The following is a 23395-nucleotide window of genomic DNA, read 5'->3' as shown; positions in this document are numbered from 1 at the left end:
ATGAATATCTCGCGTCCCTTTATCCAGCGGCCGATCGCCACCACCCTGCTGACCATCGGCATCGCCCTGGCCGGCATGGTGGCGTTCCGGCTGCTGCCGGTCTCGCCGTTGCCGCAAGTAGATTTCCCGACCATCTCGATCTCGGCTTCGTTACCCGGCGCCAGTCCCGAAACCATGGCCGCCACCGTCGCCACGCCGCTGGAGCGGGCGCTGGGGTCGATCGCCGGCATCACCGAAATGACGTCGTCAAGCTCGCTCAGCTCGACCCGCATCACCCTGCAATTCGACCTCAGCCGCGACATCGACGGCGCGGCGCGCGACGTCCAGGCGGCCCTGAACGCGGCGCGCAACCTGCTGCCGACCGGCTTGCCCAGCAATCCCAGCTATCGCAAGGTGAATCCGGCCGATGCGCCCGTCATGATCCTGGCGCTGACTTCGGACAGCATGACGCAAGGCCAGATGTACGATGCCGCCGACACCATCCTGGCGCAAAAACTGTCGCAGGTGAAAGGTATCGGCCAGGTCAGCGTCGGCGGCAGTTCGCAGCCGGCGGTGCGGGTCGAACTGAATCCGACCGCGCTCAACAAATACGGCATAGGCACGGCCGATGTGCGCACCGCGATCGCCGCCACCAACGCCAACCGCCCCAAGGGCATGCTGGAAGACGGCGACAAGAACTGGCAGATCTACGCCAACGACCAGGCCAAGACCGCCGCCGAATACATGCCGCTGATCGTTTCCTACCGCAACGGCGCGCCGGTGCGCGTCAGCGATGTCGCCACGGTGGTCGATTCGGTCAGCAACCTGCGTAACGCCGGTTCCGCCAACGGCAAGCCGTCGGTGCTGGTGATCCTGAACCGCCAGCCCGGCGCCAACATCATCGAAACCGTGGATGAAGTACGGGCCCTGCTGCCGCAACTGCGCGCCTCGATCCCGGCCGCCATCAACCTCGATGTGGCGCTGGACCGGACGCCGACCATCCGCGCTTCCCTGCACGAAACCGAGAGCACCCTGCTGATGTCGATCGCGCTGGTGATCATGGTGGTATTCCTGTTCCTGCGCAACGGCCGCGCCACGCTGATCCCGGCGGTCGCGGTGCCGATCTCGCTGATCGGCACTTTCGGCGTCATGTACCTGCTCGGCTACAGCCTCGACAACCTGTCCCTGATGGCGCTGACGATCGCCACCGGTTTTGTGGTCGACGACGCCATCGTGGTGCTGGAAAATGTCTCGCGCCATATCGAAGAAGGCATGAAACCGTTTGCTGCGGCGCTCAAGGGGACAAAGGAAGTCGGCTTTACCGTGTTGTCGATGAGCATTTCCCTGATCGCCGTCTTCATCCCGATCCTGCTGATGGGCGGCATCGTCGGCCGCCTGTTCCGCGAATTCGCCGTCACTTTGTCGGTTGCGATCCTGGTGTCGCTGGTGGTGTCGCTGACCACCACGCCGATGATGTGCGCGCGTCTGCTGAAACACGACCCGGAGCGCAAGCAGGGGCGCTTCTTCAACGCCACCGAACGCGCCTTCGACGCCATGCTGCGCGGCTACGAGCGCTCGCTGGCATGGGCCCTGCGTTTTGCGCCGCTGATGATGCTGATCCTGCTCGGCACCATCGTGCTCAATGTATACCTGTACACCGCGATTCCCAAGGGCCTTTTCCCGCAGCAGGATACCGGCCTGGTGATCGGCGGCATCCAGGGTGACCAGTCGATTTCGTTCCAGTCGATGCGCGTCAAGCTGGACCAGTTTGTCGACATCGTGCGCAAGGATCCTGATGTGAAAAGCGTGATCGCGTTCACCGGCGGCGGCCAGAGCAACCGCGGCCAGATGTTCATTACGCTGCAGCCCCTGACGCAGCGCAAGCTGACCGCGGACCAGGTGATCGCGCGGCTGCGCGGCAAGCTCAGCCATATCGCCGGCGCCAACCTGTTCATGCAGTCGGTGCAGGATATCCGGGTCGGCGGCCGTTCCAGCGACGGCCAGTACCAGTACACCTTGCAGTCCGACGACCTCAATGAGCTGCGCACCTGGGAGCCCAAGATCCGCGAGGCGTTCAGCGCCTTGCCGCAGCTGGCCGACGTCAGCACCGACCAGCAGGACAAGGGCCTGCAAACCACGCTTACCATCGACCGCGAAACCGCGATCCGCAGCGGCGTCACGCCGCAACTGATCGATTCGACCCTGAACGACCTGTTCGGCCAGCGCCAGGTGTCGACCATCTACAGCGGCATGAACCAGTACCATGTAGTGATGGAAGCGGCGCCGCAGTATTGGCAGAGTCCTCAGGTCTTGCATGACACTTACGTCAGCATTCCTTCCAGCACGGCCAACCTGTCGCCCACCACTTCCGCCCTCGGTACGCCGCCGGCGCTGACGGCGGGCGGCAAGCTGGCATCCAATTCATCGCTGGCGCTGACCTTGTCTACCACGGCGGAACAGCAGATGCCGCTGGCGGCGTTCTCCAGCTTCCAGCCGACCAATACCTCGCTTGGCGTCAACCATCAGAGTCAGTTCATCGCATCCACCATTTCCTTCAACCTGCCGGTCGGCGGCTCCCTGTCCGACGCCACCCTGGCGATCAACGACGCCATGGCCCGGATCGGCGTGCCGACTTCGGTGCACGGCAGCTTTCAGGGCAGCGCCAACCTGTTCCAGTCATCCCTGAGCAGCCAGCCGATGCTGATCCTGACGGCGCTGCTGGCGGTGTACATCGTGCTGGGCGTCTTGTATGAAAGCTACGTCCATCCGATCACCATCCTCTCGACCCTGCCGTCGGCCGGCGTCGGCGCCCTGCTGGCATTGCTGGCGACCGGCACCGAGTTCAGCCTGATCGCGCTGATCGGGGTGATCCTGCTGATCGGCATCGTCAAGAAGAACGCGATCATGATGATCGACTTCGCGCTCGATGTTGAACGCACGCGCGGACTGTCGCCGCGCGATTCGATTTTCGAGGCCTGCAAGCTGCGTTTCCGGCCGATCATGATGACTACCATGGCGGCCATGCTGGGCGCGGTGCCGCTGGCGCTGGGCCAGGGCGACGGCGCCGAGCTGCGGCGGCCGCTGGGTATCGCGATTGTCGGCGGCCTGATCATGAGCCAGCTGCTGACTTTGTACACGACGCCGGTGGTCTACCTGTACATGGATCGCTTCCGCCTGTGGAGCAAAGATAAGTGGGAACGGCGCGGCGGCAGGCCATTGCCGGATACAAGCGAAGCATAAGAGCATGGCCGGTGCATGAAGATAATCAACGGATCGAATATGAAACAAACACATACCTCTAAAACCCTGTTGGCGGCAGCCGCCGCTGCACTGCTGTTGAGCGCCTGCGCCGTCGGACCGGATTACGTACGGCCGGCCACGGTGGCGCCGGCGGCCTTCAAGGAAATGAAGGACTGGAAGACGGCTACGCCGCAAGACCAGGAACTGCACGGCAAGTGGTGGGAGATCTACCAGGATCCGCAATTGAATGCGCTGGTCGAGCAAGTCAATATCTCCAACCAGAACCTGGCGCAAGCCGAGGCCCAGTTCCGGCAGGCGAAAGCCCTAGTCGATTCCGCCCGGTCGTCCTACTTCCCGACAGTATCGGCCAATGTCTCGGCCACCCGCTCAGGCGGTCGCAGCAGTAGTAGCCTGAGTACCGGCGGCTCGGTAAACACCACCGATGCGCTCGGCCTGAGCGCCAGCTGGGAACCCGACCTGTGGGGCCGCATCGGCCGCACGGTGGAAGCCAACCAGGCTTCGGCCCAGGCCAGCGCCGCCGATCTGCAGGTGGCCAGGCTCAGCGCCCAATCGACGCTGGCGCAGAATTACCTGCAGCTGCGCGTGCTCGACCTGCAGCAGGGCTTGCTAAACGACACCGTAGCGGCCTATCAGAAATCGCTGCAGCTGACGCAGAACCAGTATGCCGTCGGCGTGGTCGCCCGTTCCGACGTGATCCAGGCCCAGACCCAGCTCAAGGGCGCGCAAGCGCAGGCGCTGGACAATGGCGTATCGCGTTCCCAGCTGGAACACGCGATCGCCCTGCTCACCGGACAGGCCGCATCCACATTCTCGCTGGCACCGGCGCCGCTGGTGGCCGTATTGCCGACGATCCCGGTCGGCGTGCCGTCCACGCTGCTGGAGCGCCGCCCTGACGTCAGCGCCGCGGAACGGCTGGCGGCGGCGGCCAATGCCCAGATCGGCGTGGCCAAGGCAGCTTATTTCCCGAACCTGACCTTGTCGGCTTCCGGCGGCTTCCAAAGCAACAGCTTCAGCAACTGGCTGACCGTCCCCAACCGCATCTGGTCGCTCGGACCGGCGCTGGCGGCGACCCTGTTCGACGGCGGCGCGCGGCGCGCGCAAAGCGGCCAGGCGATCGCCGCCTACGACGCCAGCGTCGCAGTGTACAAGCAGGCAGTGCTGACCAGCTTCCAAGAAGTCGAAGACAACCTGGCGGCCTTGCGCATCCTGGAACAGGAAGCCGCGGTCCAGGCCGAGACAGTCCAGTTCGCGCATCATGCGCTGGAACTGATCATGAACCAGTACAAGGCCGGCACCGTCAACTACACCAGCGTGGTGACGGCGCAGGCGATCGCGTTCAACGCCGACCTGTCGGCGCTGAATATCCAGAACCGGCGCTTTGCCGCCAGCGTGCTGCTGATCAAGGCGCTGGGCGGCGGCTGGAACCAGGCTGAACTGCCGGACAACGCCATGCTGAACGACCGCGGCGTCACGGCCACGGGCAAACCTGCGGCGAACTAGGATTCAGGGCAAAATGACGCTGACTTGAATCATTTTGCTCAAGTCATGATCGATCTCGGGAGAACAAAATGAATTTCGGCTCCAGCTGGCAGGTATTTGCCCTCGGTTCTGCATTTTTCGCCGGCCTGACGGCGATCTTCGGCAAGTTCGGCGTCGCCGGCATGAATTCCAACTTCGCCACCTTCATCCGCACCGTCATCATCGTATTCGTGATCGCCGGCATCGTCACCTTGCGCGGCGAATGGCAGAAACCGACGCTGGTCAGCTCGTCCAACTGGCTGTTCCTGGTGCTGTCGGCAATCGCTACCGGCCTGTCCTGGCTGTGCTACTACCATGCGCTGCAAATCGGCCCGGTGTCGAAGGTGGCGCCGATCGACAAGCTGAGCGTGGCCTTCGCCATCGTGCTGGGCTTGCTGTTTGCCGGTGAACAGCTGACCTGGCCGGTGGCCATCGGCGGCTCCCTGATCGTCGCCGGCTCGGTCGTGATTATCGCGTTTTAAGCTAGCTGCAACAGCGTTGCCGGCATCGCTCCGCGCAAGGCATTGCACACCATGATCTGCTCGGCCGCCAGCAAATCTTCCATGCTCAGGCTGCGCTCGCTGGCATTCCACGCCGCATCGTTCAGTACCACGCTGCGCATCACTCCCGGCAGCACTCCCGCCCGCAGCGGCGGCGTATACCAGCGCCCGTCCAGCTTGACAAAGACACTGCTGCGCCCGCCTTCGGCCAATTCGCCTTCGCTGTTGAAGAACAGCATGTCGAAGGCGCCCAGCTGCTGCGCCTGCTGCCAGGCTTGGTCGTAACGTTGCCGTATCGTGGTTTTATGGCGCAGGAACAGGTCGCTGGACTGCGTCGGCGCCGGCGCGATCAATAAGCGCACCGGTAGCTCAAGCGTCCCCAATTCAGCGCTTTGCAGGTTGCAGCCGCCATCCGCCGACAAGGTCAGGCGCAAACGCTGAGGTTCGCCGGCAGGCAGGTCCGCACAATGCGCCCGCAACGCTGCGCGCAGGACGTTTTCGTCGTAGGGAAAACCGAAGTAGGCAGCCGATGCCTGCAAACGCTGTAGATGCAGGTCCAGGTGGCGGCAGCCGTCCGCGCCGGTCGCATAGATGGTTTCAAACAAGGAAAAATCGCCGCCCATGCCGGTCAGGAATTTTGCTTTCAATGCGCATTCGGCATATTCTTCCGCCGCTACGCTATCGTGCACAATGCCGGCGCCGACGCCCATTTCGCCATGGCGTACGCTGGCGCCGTGCAAGCCGTCGGCCGTGGCCGGCTGCAGCCACAACGTTCGGATTGGCACGGACAAACAGAAATCGCCGAAGCGGCGGCCTGGCTGCTCCGCCTCGAACCAGCCAATCGCGCCGGTATACAGGCCGCGCGGCTCGGGCTCCAGCTCGTTGATGATCTGCATGGTGCGATGCTTGGGTGCGCCGGTGATCGAGCCGCAGGGATACAGCGCCTGGATCACGGCGCTGAGGCTGACGTCGTCGCGCACCTGCGCCTGCACGGTGGAAGTCATCTGCAGCACGGAGCTGAAACGCGTCACCTCGAACAATTGCGGCACGCGCACCGAACCCGGGACGGCGATGCGTCCCAGGTCGTTGCGCAGCAAATCGACGATCATCAGGTTTTCCGCCAGGTTCTTGGGATCCGCAGCAAGCGCCTTGGCGGCCAGTGCATCCTGTTCCGCGTCGCCGCTGGCGGCAGCGGTTCCTTTCATCGGCCGCGCCGTCAGCACGCCCGCCGCATGACGCACGAACAGTTCCGGCGACAGCGACAAGACCGCCGCGCCGTCCTCCAGCAGGATCAGGCTGCCGTAAGGCACCGGCTGCCGTTGCCGGAGCTGGCGATACAGGGCGACGGGGCTGCCGTAGACATCGAAACGCAAGCGGTAGGTGTAGTTGACCTGGTAGGTGTCGCCGGCCTCGATGTAGGCGTGGATCTTGGCGATGGCGGCAGCGAACTGTCCAGCGCTGACATTCGGACGGAGGTTGGCGATGCCGGCGTCGGCTTCCGTCGGGCCGCTTTCCGCCGCCTGGCGCTGCGCCAGCCAGGCGTCCACCTCGGCATCGCTCAAATGCGCGCAACGCGCAAACAGCAGGATCTGCGCCAAAGGCCGGGATGCCGCTGGCAACGGCTCTGGCAACCGCTCTGGCAACCCCACATGCTGCAGTCCCATCCCCAGTTCGTAGGTAAACCAGGTCACCGCGTGCAAACCCTCGCGCAAGGCTTGCTGCATCTGCTCGATCAGCTGCGGCAGCCGGTCCGCGTCAAAACAAGACAGGCTGCGTACGTGGCCGGTGTACAAACGCGAAGACTGCGACTGCGCGGAAGCAGCGCTGCGGTCATCCAGCAAGGCAAAACACTCGGTTGGCGAGGGAAACGTGTTGATCATGGTTCTTGTAAAAAAGCGGCAGGCGGCCAGGGGAACAGCCTGCATGCTACCTGAACGGTAAGGGATAGTCTAAAACGCTATAATTATGCTCTTTTAAGCAGGCTGGACCGGCTTTTGTGCCGACCCAGCCCATCCGTCTCCCCTCATGGCCATCTCCCGCGTCTTCCTTACCCCGCTGATCGTGGCATGCGCCCTGTTCATGGAAAACATGGACTCCACCGTGATCGCCACCTCGTTGCCAATGATGGCGCGCGACATGGGAGAAAGCCCGATCGCACTGAAGCTGGCGATGACTTCCTACCTGGTCAGCCTGGCGGTGTTCATCCCGGTCAGCGGCTGGATGGCGGATCGCTTCGGCGCGCGCACCGTGTTCCGCAGCGCGATCGGCGTGTTCATGCTCGGCTCGATCCTGTGCGGCATGTCGGATACGCTGGCGCAATTTGTCGCGGCCCGCTTCCTGCAAGGCGTGGGCGGCGCCATGATGGTGCCGGTCGGACGGCTGGTGATCTTGCGCACCACCACCAAGGCGGAACTGGTGCGCGCGCTCAGCTACCTGACCATCCCGGCCTTGCTGGGGCCGGTGATCGGGCCGCCGCTGGGCGGTTTCATCACTACCTATTTCCACTGGCGCTGGATCTTCTTCATCAATGTTCCGATCAGCATCCTCGGCATCTACCTGGCGACGCGCTATATCGAAAACCTGCGCAGCGACGATACCGTGCCGCTCGACTGGATCGGCTTCCTGCTGTCGGCAATCGGCTGTTCGACGCTGATGTTCGGCCTGGCCAGCGCCGGCCGGCACCTGGTGGCCGGCGATGTCTCGCTGATCTGCGTGGCGGTCGGCACGGTCAGCTTGCTGGCGTATGTATGGCATGCCTTCCGCACGCCGCATCCGCTGATCAACCTGCGGCTGCTGCAGATCCCGACGCTGCGCATGAATGTCTTCGGCGGCTCGCTGTTCCGCATCGGCGTGGGCGCCCTGCCGTTCCTGCTGCCGCTGCTGTTCCAGCTGGGTTTCGGCCTGACGCCGTTCCAGTCCGGCCTGCTGACCTGCGCTTCGGCAGCCGGCGCGATTTTCGTCAAGACCATGACGACCACGGTGCTGAAAAAATTCGGCTTCCGCAGCGTGCTGATCTATAACACCTTGCTTGGCGCGTTGTCGATGGCGGCATTTGGCGTGCTGAAAGCGGATTCGCCGCATGTCTTCATCATCCTCATGCTGCTGCTGGGCGGCTGCGTGCGCTCCATGCAGTTCACCAGCCTGAACGCAATCGCCTACGCCGAGATCGACCAGCGCCAGATGAGCCAAGCCACCAGCCTGACCAGCGTCGCCCAGCAGCTGGCGATCGGCCTCGGCGTGACGGTCGGCGGTTTTGCGTTGCAGGTATCGAACCAGGTGCAGGGCCATGCGACTATCGTCAGCGCCGATTTCTGGCCGGCGTTCTTGCTGATCGCCCTGGTTGCTCTGGCTTCCCTGCCGTTTGCCTTGAAACTGCAGCCGGACGCCGGCGCCGAATTGTCGGGCCGCCGCGCCGGCTAAGCCAAAATCCGGTCAATCCTAATCGAAGCGCAGGTTGTATAAGACCTCAAGGCCGTTGATGGTGCCGCCGCGCATCACCATCGACCAGCGCCGCGAAAATTGCCAGGTCAGCTTGAGGATGCTGGCGGCGCTGGTCAGGCTCTGTTCGTAACCCAGGTTGATTTTCTCGGTGATGACCTTGCCCAGGCTCACCACCTGCTCGTTTTCGATGCCGGAATCGCTGGAGCCGATCGAGAATTCATCGAAACCGATGCCCTGCGCGATCTTCTTGCCGCCGTAATTTCCCAGCAGCGCCAGCGCCTGGCCGGCAGCCTGGCGCTGGCCCAGCGCGGAACTGTCGCTGCCGTGGCCGAACATCAGCCAGGAAAGTTTTTCCTCATCCGACACGTTCGGTTCCGACACCAGCTTGACCCGCAGGTTGCTCGGATTGCCGGTGATCTCGGCGCCCGCTTCGACTTCCTGGTTGCGTTTCATGGCGAGGATGTTGATATTCGGATTGTCGATCGGTCCCTGGAAGTTGATCAGCCCGCGTTCAATCGCCAGCTTGCGGCCAAACACTTCATAGCTGCCGCTGGCGACCCGGATCGTGCCGGTGGCGCGCAACGGCTGGTAAGGCTCGCTGCGCACCTGCATGGCGCCGCGCAGCAGAAGATCGGCGCCGCTGCCGCGGAAGCGGAAATCGCTGCCGAAATCGACTTCTACGTTCATCACCGGGGTGGCGCCGCCGGCCGGTTTCTGCGCCGCCTTGGCCAGCTTTTCCTGTTCCGTCAACGGCGTCGCCCGCGCTTTCGTTTCCTTGCGCACGATGACCACATCGTCGCCCAGCACCGGCGCACTGCTCTTCGGCAAATCGAACAAGGCTTTGTCGACCGTGAACTTGCCGTCGACATGCAGCTGCTCCTTGAGGTTGGCGATCTTGGCCTGGCCCGACAGCATCAGCTGGCGGTCCGGGCTGGCGAACAGCTGCAGGTGGTCGGCGACGACGCTGGCGGTCAGGTCGGGATTGTCATGGCCCAGCTGCAGCCGGCCGGTGGCGCGTATGGTGCCGTCGCCGCCATGGAACTCCAGCTGCTGCAGGTCGACCACATTGTCGGCCAGGTTCAGGCGCGCGGTGCCGTCTTTCAGCTTGATGCCCTGGTCGAATAAAGTGACGGCCAGCTGGTCGCCGGCGACTTTACCCGACAGCATCGGCTTGCCCAGCTGGCCGGCCAGGTTCAGGTCCAGCGCCAGGCTGCCGTCCAGCGCCACCTGCGGCCCGATCAAGGCGCCCATCGATTTCAATTGCGGCACTTGCAGTTTGGCCTGCCCGGACAAAGCCGAACTGTCGCTGACGGTCCAGCTGCTGCCGCTGTGCTGCAAGGCCAGCTGCAGCTGCGCGCTCAGGGTGCCGATCCGGGATGCCGCCAGCTGGCTGTCCAGCTTGACCTGGCCGGCCTGCAGGTCGGCCCGCAATTTCAGTTCGGACAAACCCAGGCTGACGTCGCCGCGGCCGGGATTGACGCGCAGGTCGCCGCTGCGGCGCGCGATCTGCAGATAACCGGCAGCCGTCTCCGCCAAGGAAAAATCCCAGCTGCTGTCGAGCACCAGGTCGGTCTTCAAGGGAATTTCCGGCGCGCCGAATTCGTGCGCCAGGCCAAGTATCGTCGCCACGTTGAGCGCATTGATGGCGCCGGCTGAACGGATTTTGCCGTTGTCGTAGCTGAAATTCTTCAAATCGATCTGTGCGTCCGCCACGCTCAGGCGGGTTGCGCCCAGCACCAGGCGGCCGGCGTCGGCGCTGATCGCCAGCGGCGCCGCCAGGCTGATGCGCGGCGTGCCCTGGTTTTGCAGTTCGCTGACCTGCCCCTGCCAGCCGTAGCCGGTTTTGCTCTCGCTCAGCTGGCCTTGCGCTGCCATGGTCAGGTGCAGCGGCTTGCCGCGCAGCGTGCCGCTGCTATCCAATTTCAAGGTGTGGGCGGCATAGGTGCCGGACAGATTCAGGCTCAGCTTGTCGAGCGCCATGTCGGAACTGTGCAAGCCGCGGCCGTCAAGGCTGACTGCCAGCCTGTTGCTGCCTGAATTCAGCTTGGCGTTCAAGTCGGCCTGCACATCGGCCTGCCCTGACAGGCTATCCACCCGATGTTCGCCGTAAGCCAGTTTTTCGGCGCGATAGGTGGCTTGCACATTCGGTTTTTGCAGGCTGCCGCTAAGCTGCCCATCCAGATGCAGGGCGCCGGAAATGCCGAAACCCAAACCTTGCAGCTGCGGCGCATCGAGCTTCAGGTTCAGGCGATCGCCGGCGGCGCCGAAACTGCCCTTGGCCTGCAGCTCGTTGCCCGCTACAGACAAAGCGACATCGCTCGGCAGCAAACGGCTGCCGGCCAGGTTGAGCAAGCCGTTGCCGGTCATCGGCAGCTGATCGTAGCGGCTGTCGCGGATGGCGAACTTGAGTTTCATCTTCAGCTCCGGCGTCAGGTTGCCGCTGGCGTCGATATCCATGTTGATGTTTGCGGTCACCGCTTTGGCCTTGGGGGCGACGGGAGCTTTGGCAGCGCCTTTGGCCGCTCTTTTAACCGGAGCGGCGCTGTTGATCCAGAGGAAAGGATTGAAATCGCGCAAACTGCCCTTCACCGCATACGCCATGCCGGCATTGCGCGCCAGGCTGCCGCTGATGTCGAGGCGCGCCGGCCCAGCTGCCAGCTGCGCCGTTTTCACTGCGACCTGCTTGGCGTCGATGACGGTTTCCAGTTTCGCTTTGTAAGTCGCGTCGGCCAGGTCCATGCTGATCTGCTGGTTGTCCGGCGTCAACCTGACCTTGACCGGCCCGCGCAGCTGCGTCGGTTTCAGCTTGCCGTGCAGTGCTTGCAGATCGAGGCCGGCGACATCGAAACTGAATTCGCCGTTGTGCTTGTTTTTGCCGTCGCTGTGGTATTCGCCCTGGCCGCTGATGCTGGCGTCTTTCTGCAGCTTCAGCTGCAGCCGCGACAATTGCTGGGCCTGGGTATCCAGCCGCAGTTCGGCGCCGGCGCTGACCAGCGGCAAGCGATCCTGGTCCAGGGAACCGGCCATGGCATTGACGATGCGTATAGGCCCGCTCACTGTCAGTGTCGCCAGGTCGACCACGGCTGCTGCGCTGCCGGCCGCCGTTGCAGGCGGCGTCTCCGGCTTCAGCGACGCCTGCAGGGCTGAGGTCGGCCTGCGGCGCGCCGCTGCTGAACAATTTGGGATTGATGTGGGCGGCGCTCAATTCAAGCTGGCGGAACGGGATGGGTGCAAACGGCGTCGCCGCGATCTTGGCGGTGCCGCTCAGCTTGTCGCCGCGCGCATTCAAGTCTATGTCCAGAAGCGCCAGGCTGCCTGACAGAGCGGCATCCACCTGGTATTTTTCTTTCTGGTATTCGCCGCTCAGCTCGGCGCCGCCGCTCAATGCAAACGGCTGTACGCCGTTCAGGCTGAGTTTGGCGCTGGCCTTGCCATAGGGCGTGTCGAGCCGTTCCAGCACCAGGTTGTGCTGCTTGCCGTCCGACTCTCCATGCAGCTGCAAGTGGCTCAGTTCGGTCGTGCTCAACCCCTGGTGCAAGGACAGCTTGCCCAGTGAAATATCGTTGAGGACCAGCTGCAGCGGCAATGCCAGGCTGGCCGGCATCACCGTCGGCTCCGGCGGCGTCGGCTCCAGGCGGGCGTCAACATTGCCTACATGCAGGTAAGCGACATCCAGCTTGAGCGGCGACAGGCCGAGGCGCCACTTGGCGTCGACACGATCGATCTTGTATTGCTGGGTGGCGTCGCGATAGACCAGATTGCGCAGCTGCAAACCGTCCGCCACGGTGCCGCCGACCAGTTGGCCGGACAGGTTGCCATGCATCGCCCATGTACCCAATCGCCACAGGGTCTGTGCGCCGGACTCGGAACGGACGCCGAAAAACAGCGCGGCCGCCAACACTGCCAGCAACAGCACCATGGCTGCCAGCGATCGCCACAGCCAGCGCAAGCGGCTGCGGCCGCCGTCCTGGTTCGGCAGCGGGCCTGGTTCCGGAGAAATGGCTGCTTCGGGCTTCATCTGCTTATCATCTGCTATGTGTTCAATCTTCAAATCAAAAAATCAGAATGCGATGCCCAGCGAAATATGCGGCCGGAACTGCTTGGCCTGGACGCCGTAGGCAAGGTCGACATTCACCGTCCCGACCGGGCTGCGATAACGCACGCCGACGCCGGTGCCGACCTTGGTCGCGCGGTCGGCCCAGCTGTCGGTAGCGGTGCCGACATCGTAAAACACTGCGCCACCCCATTGCTGGGTAAGCCAGTGCTGGTATTCGGCGCTGCCGGTCACCATGTATTTGGTCGGATAGACGGTGCCGTTCTGCGAATTGCCGATGCTGTCGTAACTGTAGCCGCGCACCGATTCGTTGCCGCCGGCGCGGAACAGCAAGGAAGCCGGCACCGCGGCGCTGGAGCCGGCGGTGAACACGCCGCCCAGCTCGGTGCGCAAAATCACCACGTCGCGTTTCGCTACCGGGAAATAGTGCTTGTAGCGGCCGTCGGCCCGGAAAAAGGTCTGGTCGGTCAGGAAACCCTTTACGGCAAACCCGGTCTGCACCGAAAAGATATGGCCGCTGCGCGGGAAAATAGGATTGTCGACGGCGCGCCTGACCCAGGCGAATCCTGGCACCAGGGCCTGGTGCTGGCCCGGCTGCACCACGGTGTCCGGCGGCAAGGTGGCGCCATCGGTCTGTTCCAGGCGGTCGCGGTAATAATCCAGGGTCAGCGCGGTATCGTAGTTTTCCAGCGAGCGGGCGCGCTTCAGCCCGATTTTCATGCTGCGCAGGTCGACGCCCTGCAAGGTCGTGCGGTCATACGAGCCGTTGATGCCGTTGACGAAGCTGCGCTTGTCGGGCGGCATCGACAAATCCAGCGCGCCGTACTGGCGCCGCTGTTCGATCTTGGTCTGGGCGTCGAACACCCAGGCTTTGCCGAACACATTATAGTTGGTGTAACGACCCTGCACCTGGGCTCCGGTGTCGGAGGCGTAACCGAGGCCGGTGCGCAGCCGCTGTGTCTGGAATTCGGTGACCTGCACATTCACCGGCGATTCCAGCGCATGCGCCGGATCGTCGTTGATGCTGACGATCACATTGCCGAAGTATGGCGTGTTCTGGATCTGGCGCTGCAGCAGCAGCAAGCGGTCGACGCTGTACTCTTCCCCTACCTGCAGCGGGTTGACGTTTTCGATGATGCTGGCCGGATAGCGCTTGGTGCCAGTGATGTGCAGCGCACCCAGGGTAAATGGCGGGCCGCTGTCGTATTGCACGGACAGCTCGGCATCGTTGTCTTCCGGCGTGACGCGCGCTTCCGAATGCGCGACCTTGGCCGCCGGATAACGTTTCTTGAGCAATACCTGCAAACCATCATCCTTGGCCTTGGCCCAGTCAGCCTGGCGGAAAGGCTGGCCGGCCGGCAAGCCCCAGTTCTGCTGTATCTGGCGCACCCGTTCAGGCACCTCTGCGGCGGCGCTGCCGCTGACATCGACGGTAGCGGCGGACACAATGGTGCGCTGCTGCGGATCGACTTTCAAATGGATAGTCTTGACCTCGCCCGGCTCCACCGTGACGCTGGTCTTGGGTGAAAAATAGCCTTCGGTCGACGTCAGCTGCGTGACCTGCTCATTGACCGTATCGACCAGGAACTTCAGCTGGTCCTCGCTCAGGTCCTGCCGGTCCTTGTAGCGCGACAGGTCCAGGTGCTGCTCGAGCAAAGCCTTCAGATCGCCGGGAGCGTCGATCTCGACCCGATAGCTGGCGCTGGCGCCGGCCGCGCTCAGGGACAGCAAGCCAAAAACCATGCCATACAGATAGGGCTTGAAGCAGGCGACGGACGTGCGCAAACATTTCATCATGCGCGGCGGCCCATGACCGGCAATGGCAACGACAGCGGCATGTCAGTTTTTATCAGGAAAACCAGTAAGAGCATAAGCAAGGGCAACAGTAGCGGAGGGTCATTCTAACAAATATTGTTTTTGTATTGCAAAAACGACATTATCCCTAAGGCGTCATTGTATTGGATGCTCTGCGTGCATGGGGCTATGAACATGATTTAACCCCATGTGGCCCAAGGCGGCAAATCAGGAGCAATCGCCGCCCTGGAAAACAATTACTCCGGATAGGTCATTTTTGCCGGCTGCACCCACTCGGCAAATTCCTGTTCCGTCACATAACCGAGCGCCAGCGCCGCCTGTTTCAGCGTGCTGCCGTCATGGTGCGCATGCTTGGCGATCTGCGCCGCGCGGTCGTAGCCGATGTGCGGCGCCAGCGCCGTCACCAGCATCAGGGAACGCTCCATCAGTTCGGCGATGCGGTCGCGGTTGGCGGCGATGCCGTCGGCGCAATGCTCTTCAAAACTGGCCATGCCATCGGCCAGCAGCCGCACGCTCTGCAGGAAATTATGGGCGATCAGCGGCTTGAACACGTTCAGTTCGAAATTGCCGGAAGCGCCGCCGAAATTGATCGCGACGTCGTTGCCGAATACCTGGCAGCACAGCATGGTCAACGCTTCGCACTGGGTCGGGTTGACCTTGCCCGGCATGATAGAGCTGCCCGGCTCGTTCTCCGGGATGCTGATCTCGCCCAGGCCGGAACGTGGTCCGGACGCCAGCCAGCGCACATCGTTGGCGATTTTCATCAGGGCTGCGGCCAGGGTCTTCAAGGCGCCGTGGGCGGCGACCAGGGCGTCGTGCGCGGCCAGTGCGGCAAACTTGTTGTCGGCAGTACGGAAAGGCAGGTTCTCGGTCTTCGCCAGCTGTGCGGCGACACGCTCGCCGAAATCCTTGGGCGCATTGAGCCCGGTGCCGACCGCGGTGCCGCCGGCGGCCAGGTCGCACAAGGGCTCCAGCGCGGCCTTGATGATTTTTTCCGCGTAATCCAGCTGCGCCACGTAGCCGGAGAATTCCTGGCCCAGCGTCAGCGGCGTCGCGTCCTGCAAATGGGTGCGGCCGATCTTGACGATGTCGTCAAAATCCGTTGCTTTCTTGTGCAAGGTCGCGCGCAGTTTCCGCAGCGCCGGCAGCAGCTTGCTGGCGACGGCGATGGCGGCGGCGACATGCATCGCCGTCGGAAAGATATCGTTCGAGGACTGGCTCTGGTTGACCGCATCGTTAGGATGCACCAGGCGCGATTCGCCGCGCACGCCGCCCAGGATTTCCGAAGCGCGGTTGGCCAGCACCTCGTTCATGTTCATGTTGCTCTGGGTGCCGGAGCCGGTCTGCCAGACCGACAGCGGGAATTCATCGGGATGCTGTCCCGCTATCACTTCCTGCGCCGCCTGGATGATGGCCTCGGCCTGGGTCTTCGGCAGCTTGCCGAGATCCTGGTTGACCTGCGCGCAAGCTTGCTTGACCGTCGCCAGCGCCACGATCAGTTCAGGCGGCATGCGTTCGCTGGAAATATGGAAATGGTGCAGGCTGCGCTGCGTCTGCGCGCCCCACAGGCGCTCGTCCGGGACTTCAATCTTGCCAAAGGTATCGCGTTCGATTCTGCTGGTAGTCATTTCAGCTCCATAAAAGTGGCGGCGTCCTGCACTGGAAATTCAGCAAGTGCGTCAACAAAGTCTTATGGTAATACTTTTCCTTCACGCAGAATGACTTCGATGTCATCCGCGGACACCGGTTCGCTGAAATAAAAGCCTTGCATTTCATCGCAGCGATGGCGTTGCAGATAGGACAGCTGCTCCCGAGTTTCCACGCCTTCGGCGATCACCTGCAGGCGCAGGTTATGGGCCAGGGAAATGATGGAAGCAACGATCGCCGCGTCGTCCTGGTCAACCGTGATGTCGCGCACAAAAGACTGGTCGATCTTCAATGCGTCGATCGGGAAACTCTTGAGATAGGCCAGGCTTGAATAGCCGGTGCCGAAATCGTCGATCGACAATTGCACGCCGATCGATTTCAAGTCATTCAGAATGCCGACGGCCAGCTCGACATCCGTCATCACCAGGCTTTCGGTCAATTCGATTTCAAGGTAGTGCGGCGCCATCCCGGTTTCTTCCAGCACCTTGGCCACCTGCTGCACCAGGTTCTGCTGGAAGAACTGGCGTGTCGACAGGTTCACCGACATCCGCAGGTAACCCAGACCCATGCGTTGCCAAGCCTTGTTCTGCTCGCAGGCGGTATGCATCACCCAGGCCCCCATCTGCACGATCAGGCCGGTTTCTTCGGCCAGGTTGATGAAACGCGTCGGCGAAATCATGCCCAGCTGCGGGTGTTTCCAGCGGATCAGCGCTTCCATGCCGACCATGCGGCCGGTGCGCAGATCGACTTGCGGCTGGTAGTAAAGCAGCAGTTCCTTGCGTTCCATTGCATTGCGCAGGTCGCCCTCGATGCGCAGGCGTTCCAGCGCCCGCTCATTCATCGCCGCAGTGTAGAACTGGTAGTTATTGTTTCCCATTTCCTTGGCGCGATACATGGCGATGTCGGCATGCTTGAGCAGGCTTTCCGGATCTTCGCCATCGTTCGGATAGACCGCAACGCCGATGCTGCAGCTCAAGAAAAAGTCGTAACCTTCGATTTGCAAGGGCCGTGCGATCGCATCCATCATGCCTTGGATCAGGCCTACGCTCAGCTCTTCATCGAGACGCTCCGGCAGGATCAGTACAAACTCATCGCTGCCCAGGCGCGCGATGGTATCCGCTTCGCGGGTGAAAGCCTTCAGGCGGCCGGCCACTTCCTTCAGCAACAAATCGCCGGCGCTGTGACCCAGCGTATCGTTGACGAATTTAAAGCGGTCGAGATCGACGAACAGCACCCACACCCGGTGGCCGTACAACTCGCCGTAGACGATCGCCTGGCTCAGACGATCGCTCAGCACGTTGCGGTTGGCCAGCCCGGTCAAGGTATCGTGCCGGGCCTGGTGCTCCAGCTCGGCTTCGTAGCTTTTCATTTCCGTGATGTCGTACAGCGCCGTGACGAAATGGCTGACGCGGCCGGAGCTATCTTTTACCGGCGCCACGTACAGCTCGTTCCAGAACAGGGTGCCGTCCTTGCGGTAGCTGCGGAACACCGCGTTCGCACTGCGCTTTTCGCGCAAGGCAGAGCGGATTTCCTCCAGGCCGATCTGGTCGTGGTCGTCGCCGTGCAGCATCTCCAGGTTGCGGCCGATCATTTCGCTGGCGGTATAGCCGGTGATCCGTTCGAACGCCGGATTGACGTACTCCACCAGGTAGTCCGGCAATTTGGCGCTGGAGATGATGATGGCGTTGGCGCTCGACTCGATGGCGCGCTCGCGCAGCTGCAAGGCGTCTTCGGCGCGCTTGCGGGCAACGATGTCCTCTTTCATCATCTGCGTCGCCAGCCTGACCTGCTGGGTGCGGGCGTCCACCAGCTGCTCGATCCGCTTGGAGCGGGTCGACAGGAAATACAGATAGGTAGCGCCCATCCAGCTCAGCAGGCTGCCCAGTATCAGGACCAGGATCGATCCGGCATTCTTCTTGGTGAATACGCGCGGCGGCGCCGACGCTTCTATGTACCAGGACTTGCCGGCCAGTTCGAAAGTCTGCGACATGTCTTGCGGGGCATCGTACAGCAGCCAGGAAGGCAGCCAGTCGCTGGCGTTGGACAGGGTGATCGGATTGCCCTGGCGATATACCAGCGTGCCCTCTTCCGGCTTGGCGCTGGCATATACCCGCAGGTAAAAATCCTCGCGCGCCTGCACGCCGTCGCGCGACAGCACATTGTTGACGAAGGCATCCGCTCGCAACGCCGCGCTGGTATAGCCGGTCAACGCCAGGCGGCGCTGGTCGACGCTGTCCAGCGATGCGCCGCGCCGATACACCGGCATCAGGATCACCAGCCCCAGCTTGCCGCCGTTGCTGGCGGTGCGCAATGTAAATAAATCGGTGGATGCAGGCAAGCCTGAATCGCGCGCGCGCTGCCCGGGCTCTGCCTGGATCACGCTAGGCGCAACATCGACGCCGAATGCATTTTCATTGCCGGCCATCGGCTCCACATAGTCGACTACCCGGTACTGGTCGCGGCCTGTGCTTGGTTCCGGCATGCCGTCGCTCAACTGGCGAATCGAAAAATTGGGGAAATGTTTACGCATTTCCGCTTCATAGGCGGGCCGCTGGGCAGCCGTCAGCACACGCTGGAAAGTCAGGGACTTGATAAAAGGGGAGCGGCGCAGCATCGGCGCCGTAAAGGTATGGAACTGTTCGCGGCTGACCTCTTCCACCGTCAGGAACAGCCGATTCACGGTTTCCAGCTCGTGCACCAGGGCGTCAAGACCGTCCACCACCGCCTTCAGGTGGCCGCTGGCCAGGCGCCGGAATTCGGCGTCCATTTTTTCGTATTCGAGATGGCGTACCGAGACAAACAAGCCGAGCGTGATGGCCAGACCCAATATCAAACTGGATAAAGAGGCAATGGGTATGAAGATTGACGAACCACGACGAAACATTTCTACTCCATTGCGAACAATAGGCGAAATATTACACGGTCTTTTTACTCGAGAACGTCGCGCGCAGATTTCTTTTTAGTGCCGTGAATCAACTAAAAAGCCGTGGAGCAAGAACCGTTACTGGAATAGGCAGGGATTCAGGTAGGTTTCGGGGCTTCGGCGTCGGGCAACAAGCAGGCATGCAGGATCTGCAGATCGTTGTCTTTCGCAAAATTGACCACAAAATGATAAGCCAGCGGTTCGATCTGGCGCAGGTCTTCATTGACGACCACCGAGCGCACGCCATGCAGCAGCACCGGCCGCACATATGGCGAATATTGCAGATGGGCATTGCGGCCGCCCGACCCTTCCGGGCGAAAACAGGCCATCACCCCGCACAGGCGCTCAGCCCAGTCGCTGGGGCGGAACTGCCTGCCGTCGCTGGTAATACCTTGAATGAAAAATTCGCGGGCGGGGGCGTCAGGAGGTTGGATGGTATCAGCCATGCGTACAGCTCGTTTCTTCTATAACGCTTGCTACAGACATTTGCTTAGGGCCTGTTGCCATATAATTTGGGGGATGCGTTCGAACCAAAACGTGTGCTGGCAAGGCGCGTGGCGTAGCTGGGGCTGGTGCCCCAGCAAGCCATGCAACGCGGCCAGCGCACGTTTTGGTTCGAACCCTTCGGGAACGGCTGCAGGCGTCGCATACCGTTGTTACTCCTCCTTGCCGTAGCACCGCTACGTCGCGTCGTCGCGCCTAGGCCAGCAACGCCTGCCGCGCGTTCGCACCCCCAAATTATATGGCAACAGGCCCTAACCTCTGGTAGAAGCAAGCTACAATTTTCACGTTACTCATTTACGTAAGTGATTCTTACGTATTATATCTTATAGAAGACCAACATACCATCCAGCGCAGTTGCACGCCAGCCCGGTTTACCCGAACCAGATGGCAGCCGACAGCAGCAGCAGCAGGAACATCCACAGCAGCAGCGCACGCCAGACCAGGCCTACCGTGCTTTGCAGGGCGCGCGGCGTCGGCACGTCGCCCGGTGGACTTTCGCTTTCCATCGCGGTCGAATCGATCGTCGATGCGTCGGCCGGCAGGATTGCAATCGCGGTTTCCAGCGGCGTGCCGAGCAATACGCCCATGGCGCCGCCGCCGGTGGACAGGATGATGCCGTCGGTTTCGTTTTTCCAGCGGTCGGCAAAATTGCGCCAGGCATAGATCGCATCTTCGAAATTGCCGACTACCGCAAACGCCGCCGCCGTCATGCGCGCCGGAATCCAGTCGATCCAGTAAAACGCCTGGGCCGCGAATCGGCCGAAAGCTTCATTGCGCATGTGGTCGGGTTCGTTCCAGCCGCGCGCCAGGTATTCGGCGATGCGATACATGACGGCGCAGGCCGGGCCGACCGGCATCAGGAACCAGAAAAACACGCCGAATACATGGCGGTGGGTAGTGATCAGCGCTTTTTCCACTGCGATGCGGGAGATTTCGCTGACATCCATGTCCGTGGTGTCGAGCTTGGTCCACTCGGCCAGTAGGGTGCGCGCAGTGGCGTCGTCGCCGGTGTTGAGCGCCAGCTGGATCGAACTGAAGTAATGGCTGTAGTGGCGGAAGCCGAGGGTCAGATACACGATCAGGACATTCCACAACAGCGCAGCCCAGGCGCCGATATGCACGCACAGCCAGTACACCAGCGCAGTCGGCACGGTCAGCGCCAGGATCACGCAGAACCAGCCGAGGCGGCCCTGGCGCGCTTGGCCGGCATTGAACGAAGCTTCTATCTTGCCCGCAAACTGCTTGACCCAGGCATACACGGGATTGTCCGCGCGCAGCGGCTTCAGTTGCTCGATCAGCAATGCAAACAGAATAGAAAGAAATGTCATTAACCAGCCTTATTAGTAAAGCGATAGCCCCGCAAGATCGGTCCCGCCGCTGCTGCACCATCGCTTAAGCATCACAACTTAATTACAGCGCACCGGTCTTGCCATAACGTCCAAAATCACAGTATCCCATACGATAAATCTAAGCGCGAAGAAAGTGAAACAAATTTCTTAGCATGGCGGCCGTCGCACCCCAAATGAAGAAACGCTCGTAGGGCATTGCATAAAACGTCCGGCGATAACCATCCGGCAGGTCAAAGCTCCGCAACTGATGGTTCAGGCCGTCCATCAGGAACGCCAGCGGCACCTCAAAAATTTCAGCCACCTCGTCCGGATCGGCGCGCAAGCTGACCGGCGGATTGACCAGGCACACCACCGGCGTGACGCGATAGCCGGTGCCGGTAAAATATTCCGGCAGGCTGCCGATCACCTCGACCTGGCTGCGCGCCAGGCCAATCTCTTCTTCGGCTTCGCGCAACGCCGTTTCAACCGGCGAAGCATCGCTTTCTTCCATCCGGCCGCCGGGAAAACTGACTTGTCCGGCATGGTCGGTCAGATGGGCTGCCCGCTGCGTAAACAGCAAGGTCGGCTGCTGTTCGTGCATGACGATAGGAATCAGCACCGATGCCGGCGTCACCGGCTTGCTCTGCAACTGTGTCATGCGCTGCAAGGTCTGGCTGTCGATATGTTCGGGATGCCAGTCCGGCTGCTGCGCGAACCGTTGCCGCAGCCATGCCGCGCTCATCCTTTCGGTTGCCAGCGCAGATTCGCCGGCAACCGCGTCAACCGGCAGCATCAGGGGATCGAAAGTCAATTTAACCAAGAAAATTCCTCTAACAATCTAGCAATCTTTTGATACTTTACCGCGATGGCCGTAAATGACCTATTGTCGTCACAGTTAATAACAATTATGACCATTTTACTTTACAGCAACTAAAAGCATGTGCGCCGAAGACGAGCCGCAATAAACAAACTGCAGACGTAAAAAAGGGCGCCTGACGGCGCCCTTTTTCCATGCAATACCTATGCCTGCATAACAACGAGTTACTCTGCTGCTGGCGCAGCCTTTGCAGTGTTGCGACGTTGTGGCAGTTTTTCCTTGATACGCGCCGATTTACCGGAACGCTCACGCAGGTAGTACAGCTTGGCGCGACGGACATCGCCGCGACGCTTGACTTCGATCGAAGCGATCAGTGGCGAGTACAGCTGGAATGTACGCTCAACGCCTTCGCCGGAAGAAATCTTGCGGACGATGAAGTTGGAGTTCAAACCACGGTTACGACGCGAAATCACGACGCCTTCGTAAGCCTGGGCGCGCTTGCGCGTACCTTCGACTACGTTGACGCTGACCACGACTGTGTCGCCTGGTGCGAAATCAGGGATATTCTTGCCGAGGCGGGCAATTTCTTCTTGCTCAAGTTGTTGGATCAGATCCATTTTTAGCTCCATATACCATCTTGCTGACGCCGTTTTGTGCAAGGCTTTTTTGCCAGGCACTGCTCAGTAGAGGATGGGGTTAATACACAGGCGGCCGGCTGGCCTCCCTTGGTTACTGCTTATTGCCATTTACTACTAACTACAACGGGTCGTGTGCTCAGTTATTGCTCAGTTACTGGCCAAGCGCTCAACCCATATTCCGTAAAAACTTTTCATCGGCGGCGCTCAGCAAGCCAGCGTCGCGTATCTTCTGAATCAGGTCCGGCCGCTTTTTTGCCGTCGCAGACAACATCTGCTGGCGCCGCCATTTCTCGATTTCGGCATGATGGCCGCCCATCAGGACCGGCGGCACCGCCACGCCTTCATACTGTTCCGGCCTGGTGTAGTGCGGGCAATCCAGCAAGCCGTTGACAAAACTGTCCTCAACCGCCGATGCGCCATCGTTCAATACACCCGGCAACTGCCGGATCACCGCATCCATCAACGCCATCGCCGGCAATTCGCCGCCGGACAAGACAAAATCGCCCAGGCTGATTTCTTCATCCACGCAACGATCCAGCAAACGCTGGTCTACCGCTTCATAACGTCCACAGAGCAGCACCAAACCCGGTTCGGTACGCAATTCCATGACACGCCGATGCGTCAGCGGCTGGCCCTGCGGCGACAGATAGATGACTCTTGGCGCAGGCCGATCTTCCGGCGAATATTGCTGCAGCTGGCGCGCCTTGGCCGCTTCAATCGCGGCTTCCAGCGGTTTCGCCATCATCACCATGCCGGGGCCGCCGCCATAAGGCCGGTCGTCCACGGTGCGATGATTGTCGCTGGTGAAATCACGCGGATTCCACAGCGCCAGCTCGCATTTTTTTTGTTCAAACGCACGGCGGGTGATGCCCGACTGCGTCAATGCCGCAAACATTTCGGGAAACAGCGTGACGACATCAAATTGCATACCGCTCACCTTCTTGTTTCGCTTGCGATCTTGTTTGCCGCC

General features: G+C 61.5%; 14 protein-coding genes. 4 read left to right on the top strand and 10 right to left on the bottom strand.

The window, feature by feature from the left end:
- The 3 genes from CFU_RS06120 (at position 1) to CFU_RS06110 (ending at position 5240) form a co-directional block, all read left to right on the top strand.
- The gene (locus CFU_RS06120; protein WP_014005169.1) at positions 1-3219 is read left to right on the top strand and encodes an efflux RND transporter permease subunit; all 3219 of its coding nucleotides are present in this window, start codon (positions 1-3) and stop codon (positions 3217-3219) included.
- A gap of 39 nt (positions 3220-3258) precedes the next feature.
- On the top strand, positions 3259-4740 hold the full coding sequence (locus CFU_RS06115; protein ID WP_081466420.1) for an efflux transporter outer membrane subunit: 1482 nt from the start codon (positions 3259-3261) through the stop codon (positions 4738-4740).
- Between the two features lie 68 nt (positions 4741-4808).
- Complete coding sequence (locus tag CFU_RS06110; RefSeq protein WP_014005167.1) at positions 4809-5240, top strand: EamA family transporter; 432 nt, start codon at positions 4809-4811, stop codon at positions 5238-5240.
- Here the strand turns inward: CFU_RS06110 and pabB are convergent.
- The gene (gene pabB, locus CFU_RS06105) at positions 5237-7138 is read right to left on the bottom strand and encodes an aminodeoxychorismate synthase component I (protein ID WP_041741390.1); all 1902 of its coding nucleotides are present in this window, start codon (positions 7136-7138) and stop codon (positions 5237-5239) included. The genes CFU_RS06110 and pabB overlap by 4 nt on opposite strands.
- Before the next feature lie 145 nt (positions 7139-7283).
- Between pabB and CFU_RS06100 the strand changes: the two genes are divergently transcribed.
- Positions 7284-8678 carry an MFS transporter gene (locus CFU_RS06100; protein ID WP_014005164.1) on the top strand — a complete coding sequence of 465 codons (1395 nt, stop codon included), beginning with the start codon at positions 7284-7286 and terminating at the stop codon, positions 8676-8678.
- An 18-nt stretch (positions 8679-8696) separates the two neighbouring features.
- On the opposite strand, the gene CFU_RS25515 is transcribed toward CFU_RS06100, so the two are convergent.
- From CFU_RS25515 to trmD, 9 genes are all read right to left on the bottom strand, one after another.
- Entirely contained in the window at positions 8697-11726 is a 3030-nt protein-coding gene (locus CFU_RS25515; protein ID WP_425304687.1) for a translocation/assembly module TamB domain-containing protein, read from the bottom strand.
- A 1033-nt stretch (positions 11727-12759) separates the two neighbouring features.
- Positions 12760-14547 carry an autotransporter assembly complex protein TamA gene (locus CFU_RS06090; RefSeq protein ID WP_425304700.1) on the bottom strand — a complete coding sequence of 596 codons (1788 nt, stop codon included), beginning with the start codon at positions 14545-14547 and terminating at the stop codon, positions 12760-12762.
- Positions 14548-14804: 257 nt separating this feature from the next.
- Positions 14805-16196: a class II fumarate hydratase gene (gene fumC / locus CFU_RS06085; RefSeq protein WP_014005161.1), complete on the bottom strand. Its 1392-nt coding sequence runs from the start codon at positions 16194-16196 to the stop codon at positions 14805-14807.
- 62 nt (positions 16197-16258) lie between these two features.
- Positions 16259-19042 (bottom strand): bifunctional diguanylate cyclase/phosphodiesterase, encoded by a 2784-nt coding sequence (locus CFU_RS06080; RefSeq protein ID WP_337999064.1) that lies wholly within the window; start codon positions 19040-19042, stop codon positions 16259-16261.
- Positions 19043-19236: 194 nt separating this feature from the next.
- On the bottom strand, positions 19237-19584 hold the full coding sequence (locus CFU_RS06075) for a DUF3579 domain-containing protein (protein WP_014005159.1): 348 nt from the start codon (positions 19582-19584) through the stop codon (positions 19237-19239).
- A gap of 429 nt (positions 19585-20013) precedes the next feature.
- Positions 20014-20970, bottom strand: coding sequence for a CobD/CbiB family protein (locus tag CFU_RS06070; protein ID WP_014005158.1), 957 nt, complete (start codon positions 20968-20970; stop codon positions 20014-20016).
- Between the two features lie 139 nt (positions 20971-21109).
- Positions 21110-21790, bottom strand: coding sequence for a CoA pyrophosphatase (locus tag CFU_RS06065; protein ID WP_014005157.1), 681 nt, complete (start codon positions 21788-21790; stop codon positions 21110-21112).
- Positions 21791-22011: 221 nt separating this feature from the next.
- Positions 22012-22404, bottom strand: a complete 393-nt coding sequence (rplS, locus tag CFU_RS06060; RefSeq protein WP_014005156.1) for a 50S ribosomal protein L19 — start codon at positions 22402-22404, stop codon at positions 22012-22014.
- A 187-nt stretch (positions 22405-22591) separates the two neighbouring features.
- Positions 22592-23353, bottom strand: coding sequence for a tRNA (guanosine(37)-N1)-methyltransferase TrmD (gene trmD / locus CFU_RS06055; protein ID WP_041741389.1), 762 nt, complete (start codon positions 23351-23353; stop codon positions 22592-22594).
- Positions 23354-23395: the final 42 nt, after the last annotated feature.

The sequence above is a fragment of the Collimonas fungivorans Ter331 genome, from assembly GCF_000221045.1.
Lineage (GTDB): Bacteria > Pseudomonadota > Gammaproteobacteria > Burkholderiales > Burkholderiaceae_D > Collimonas > Collimonas fungivorans_A.
Note: the sequence above shows the minus strand (reverse complement) of the source record. Positions and strands in the feature narration are given on the sequence as shown.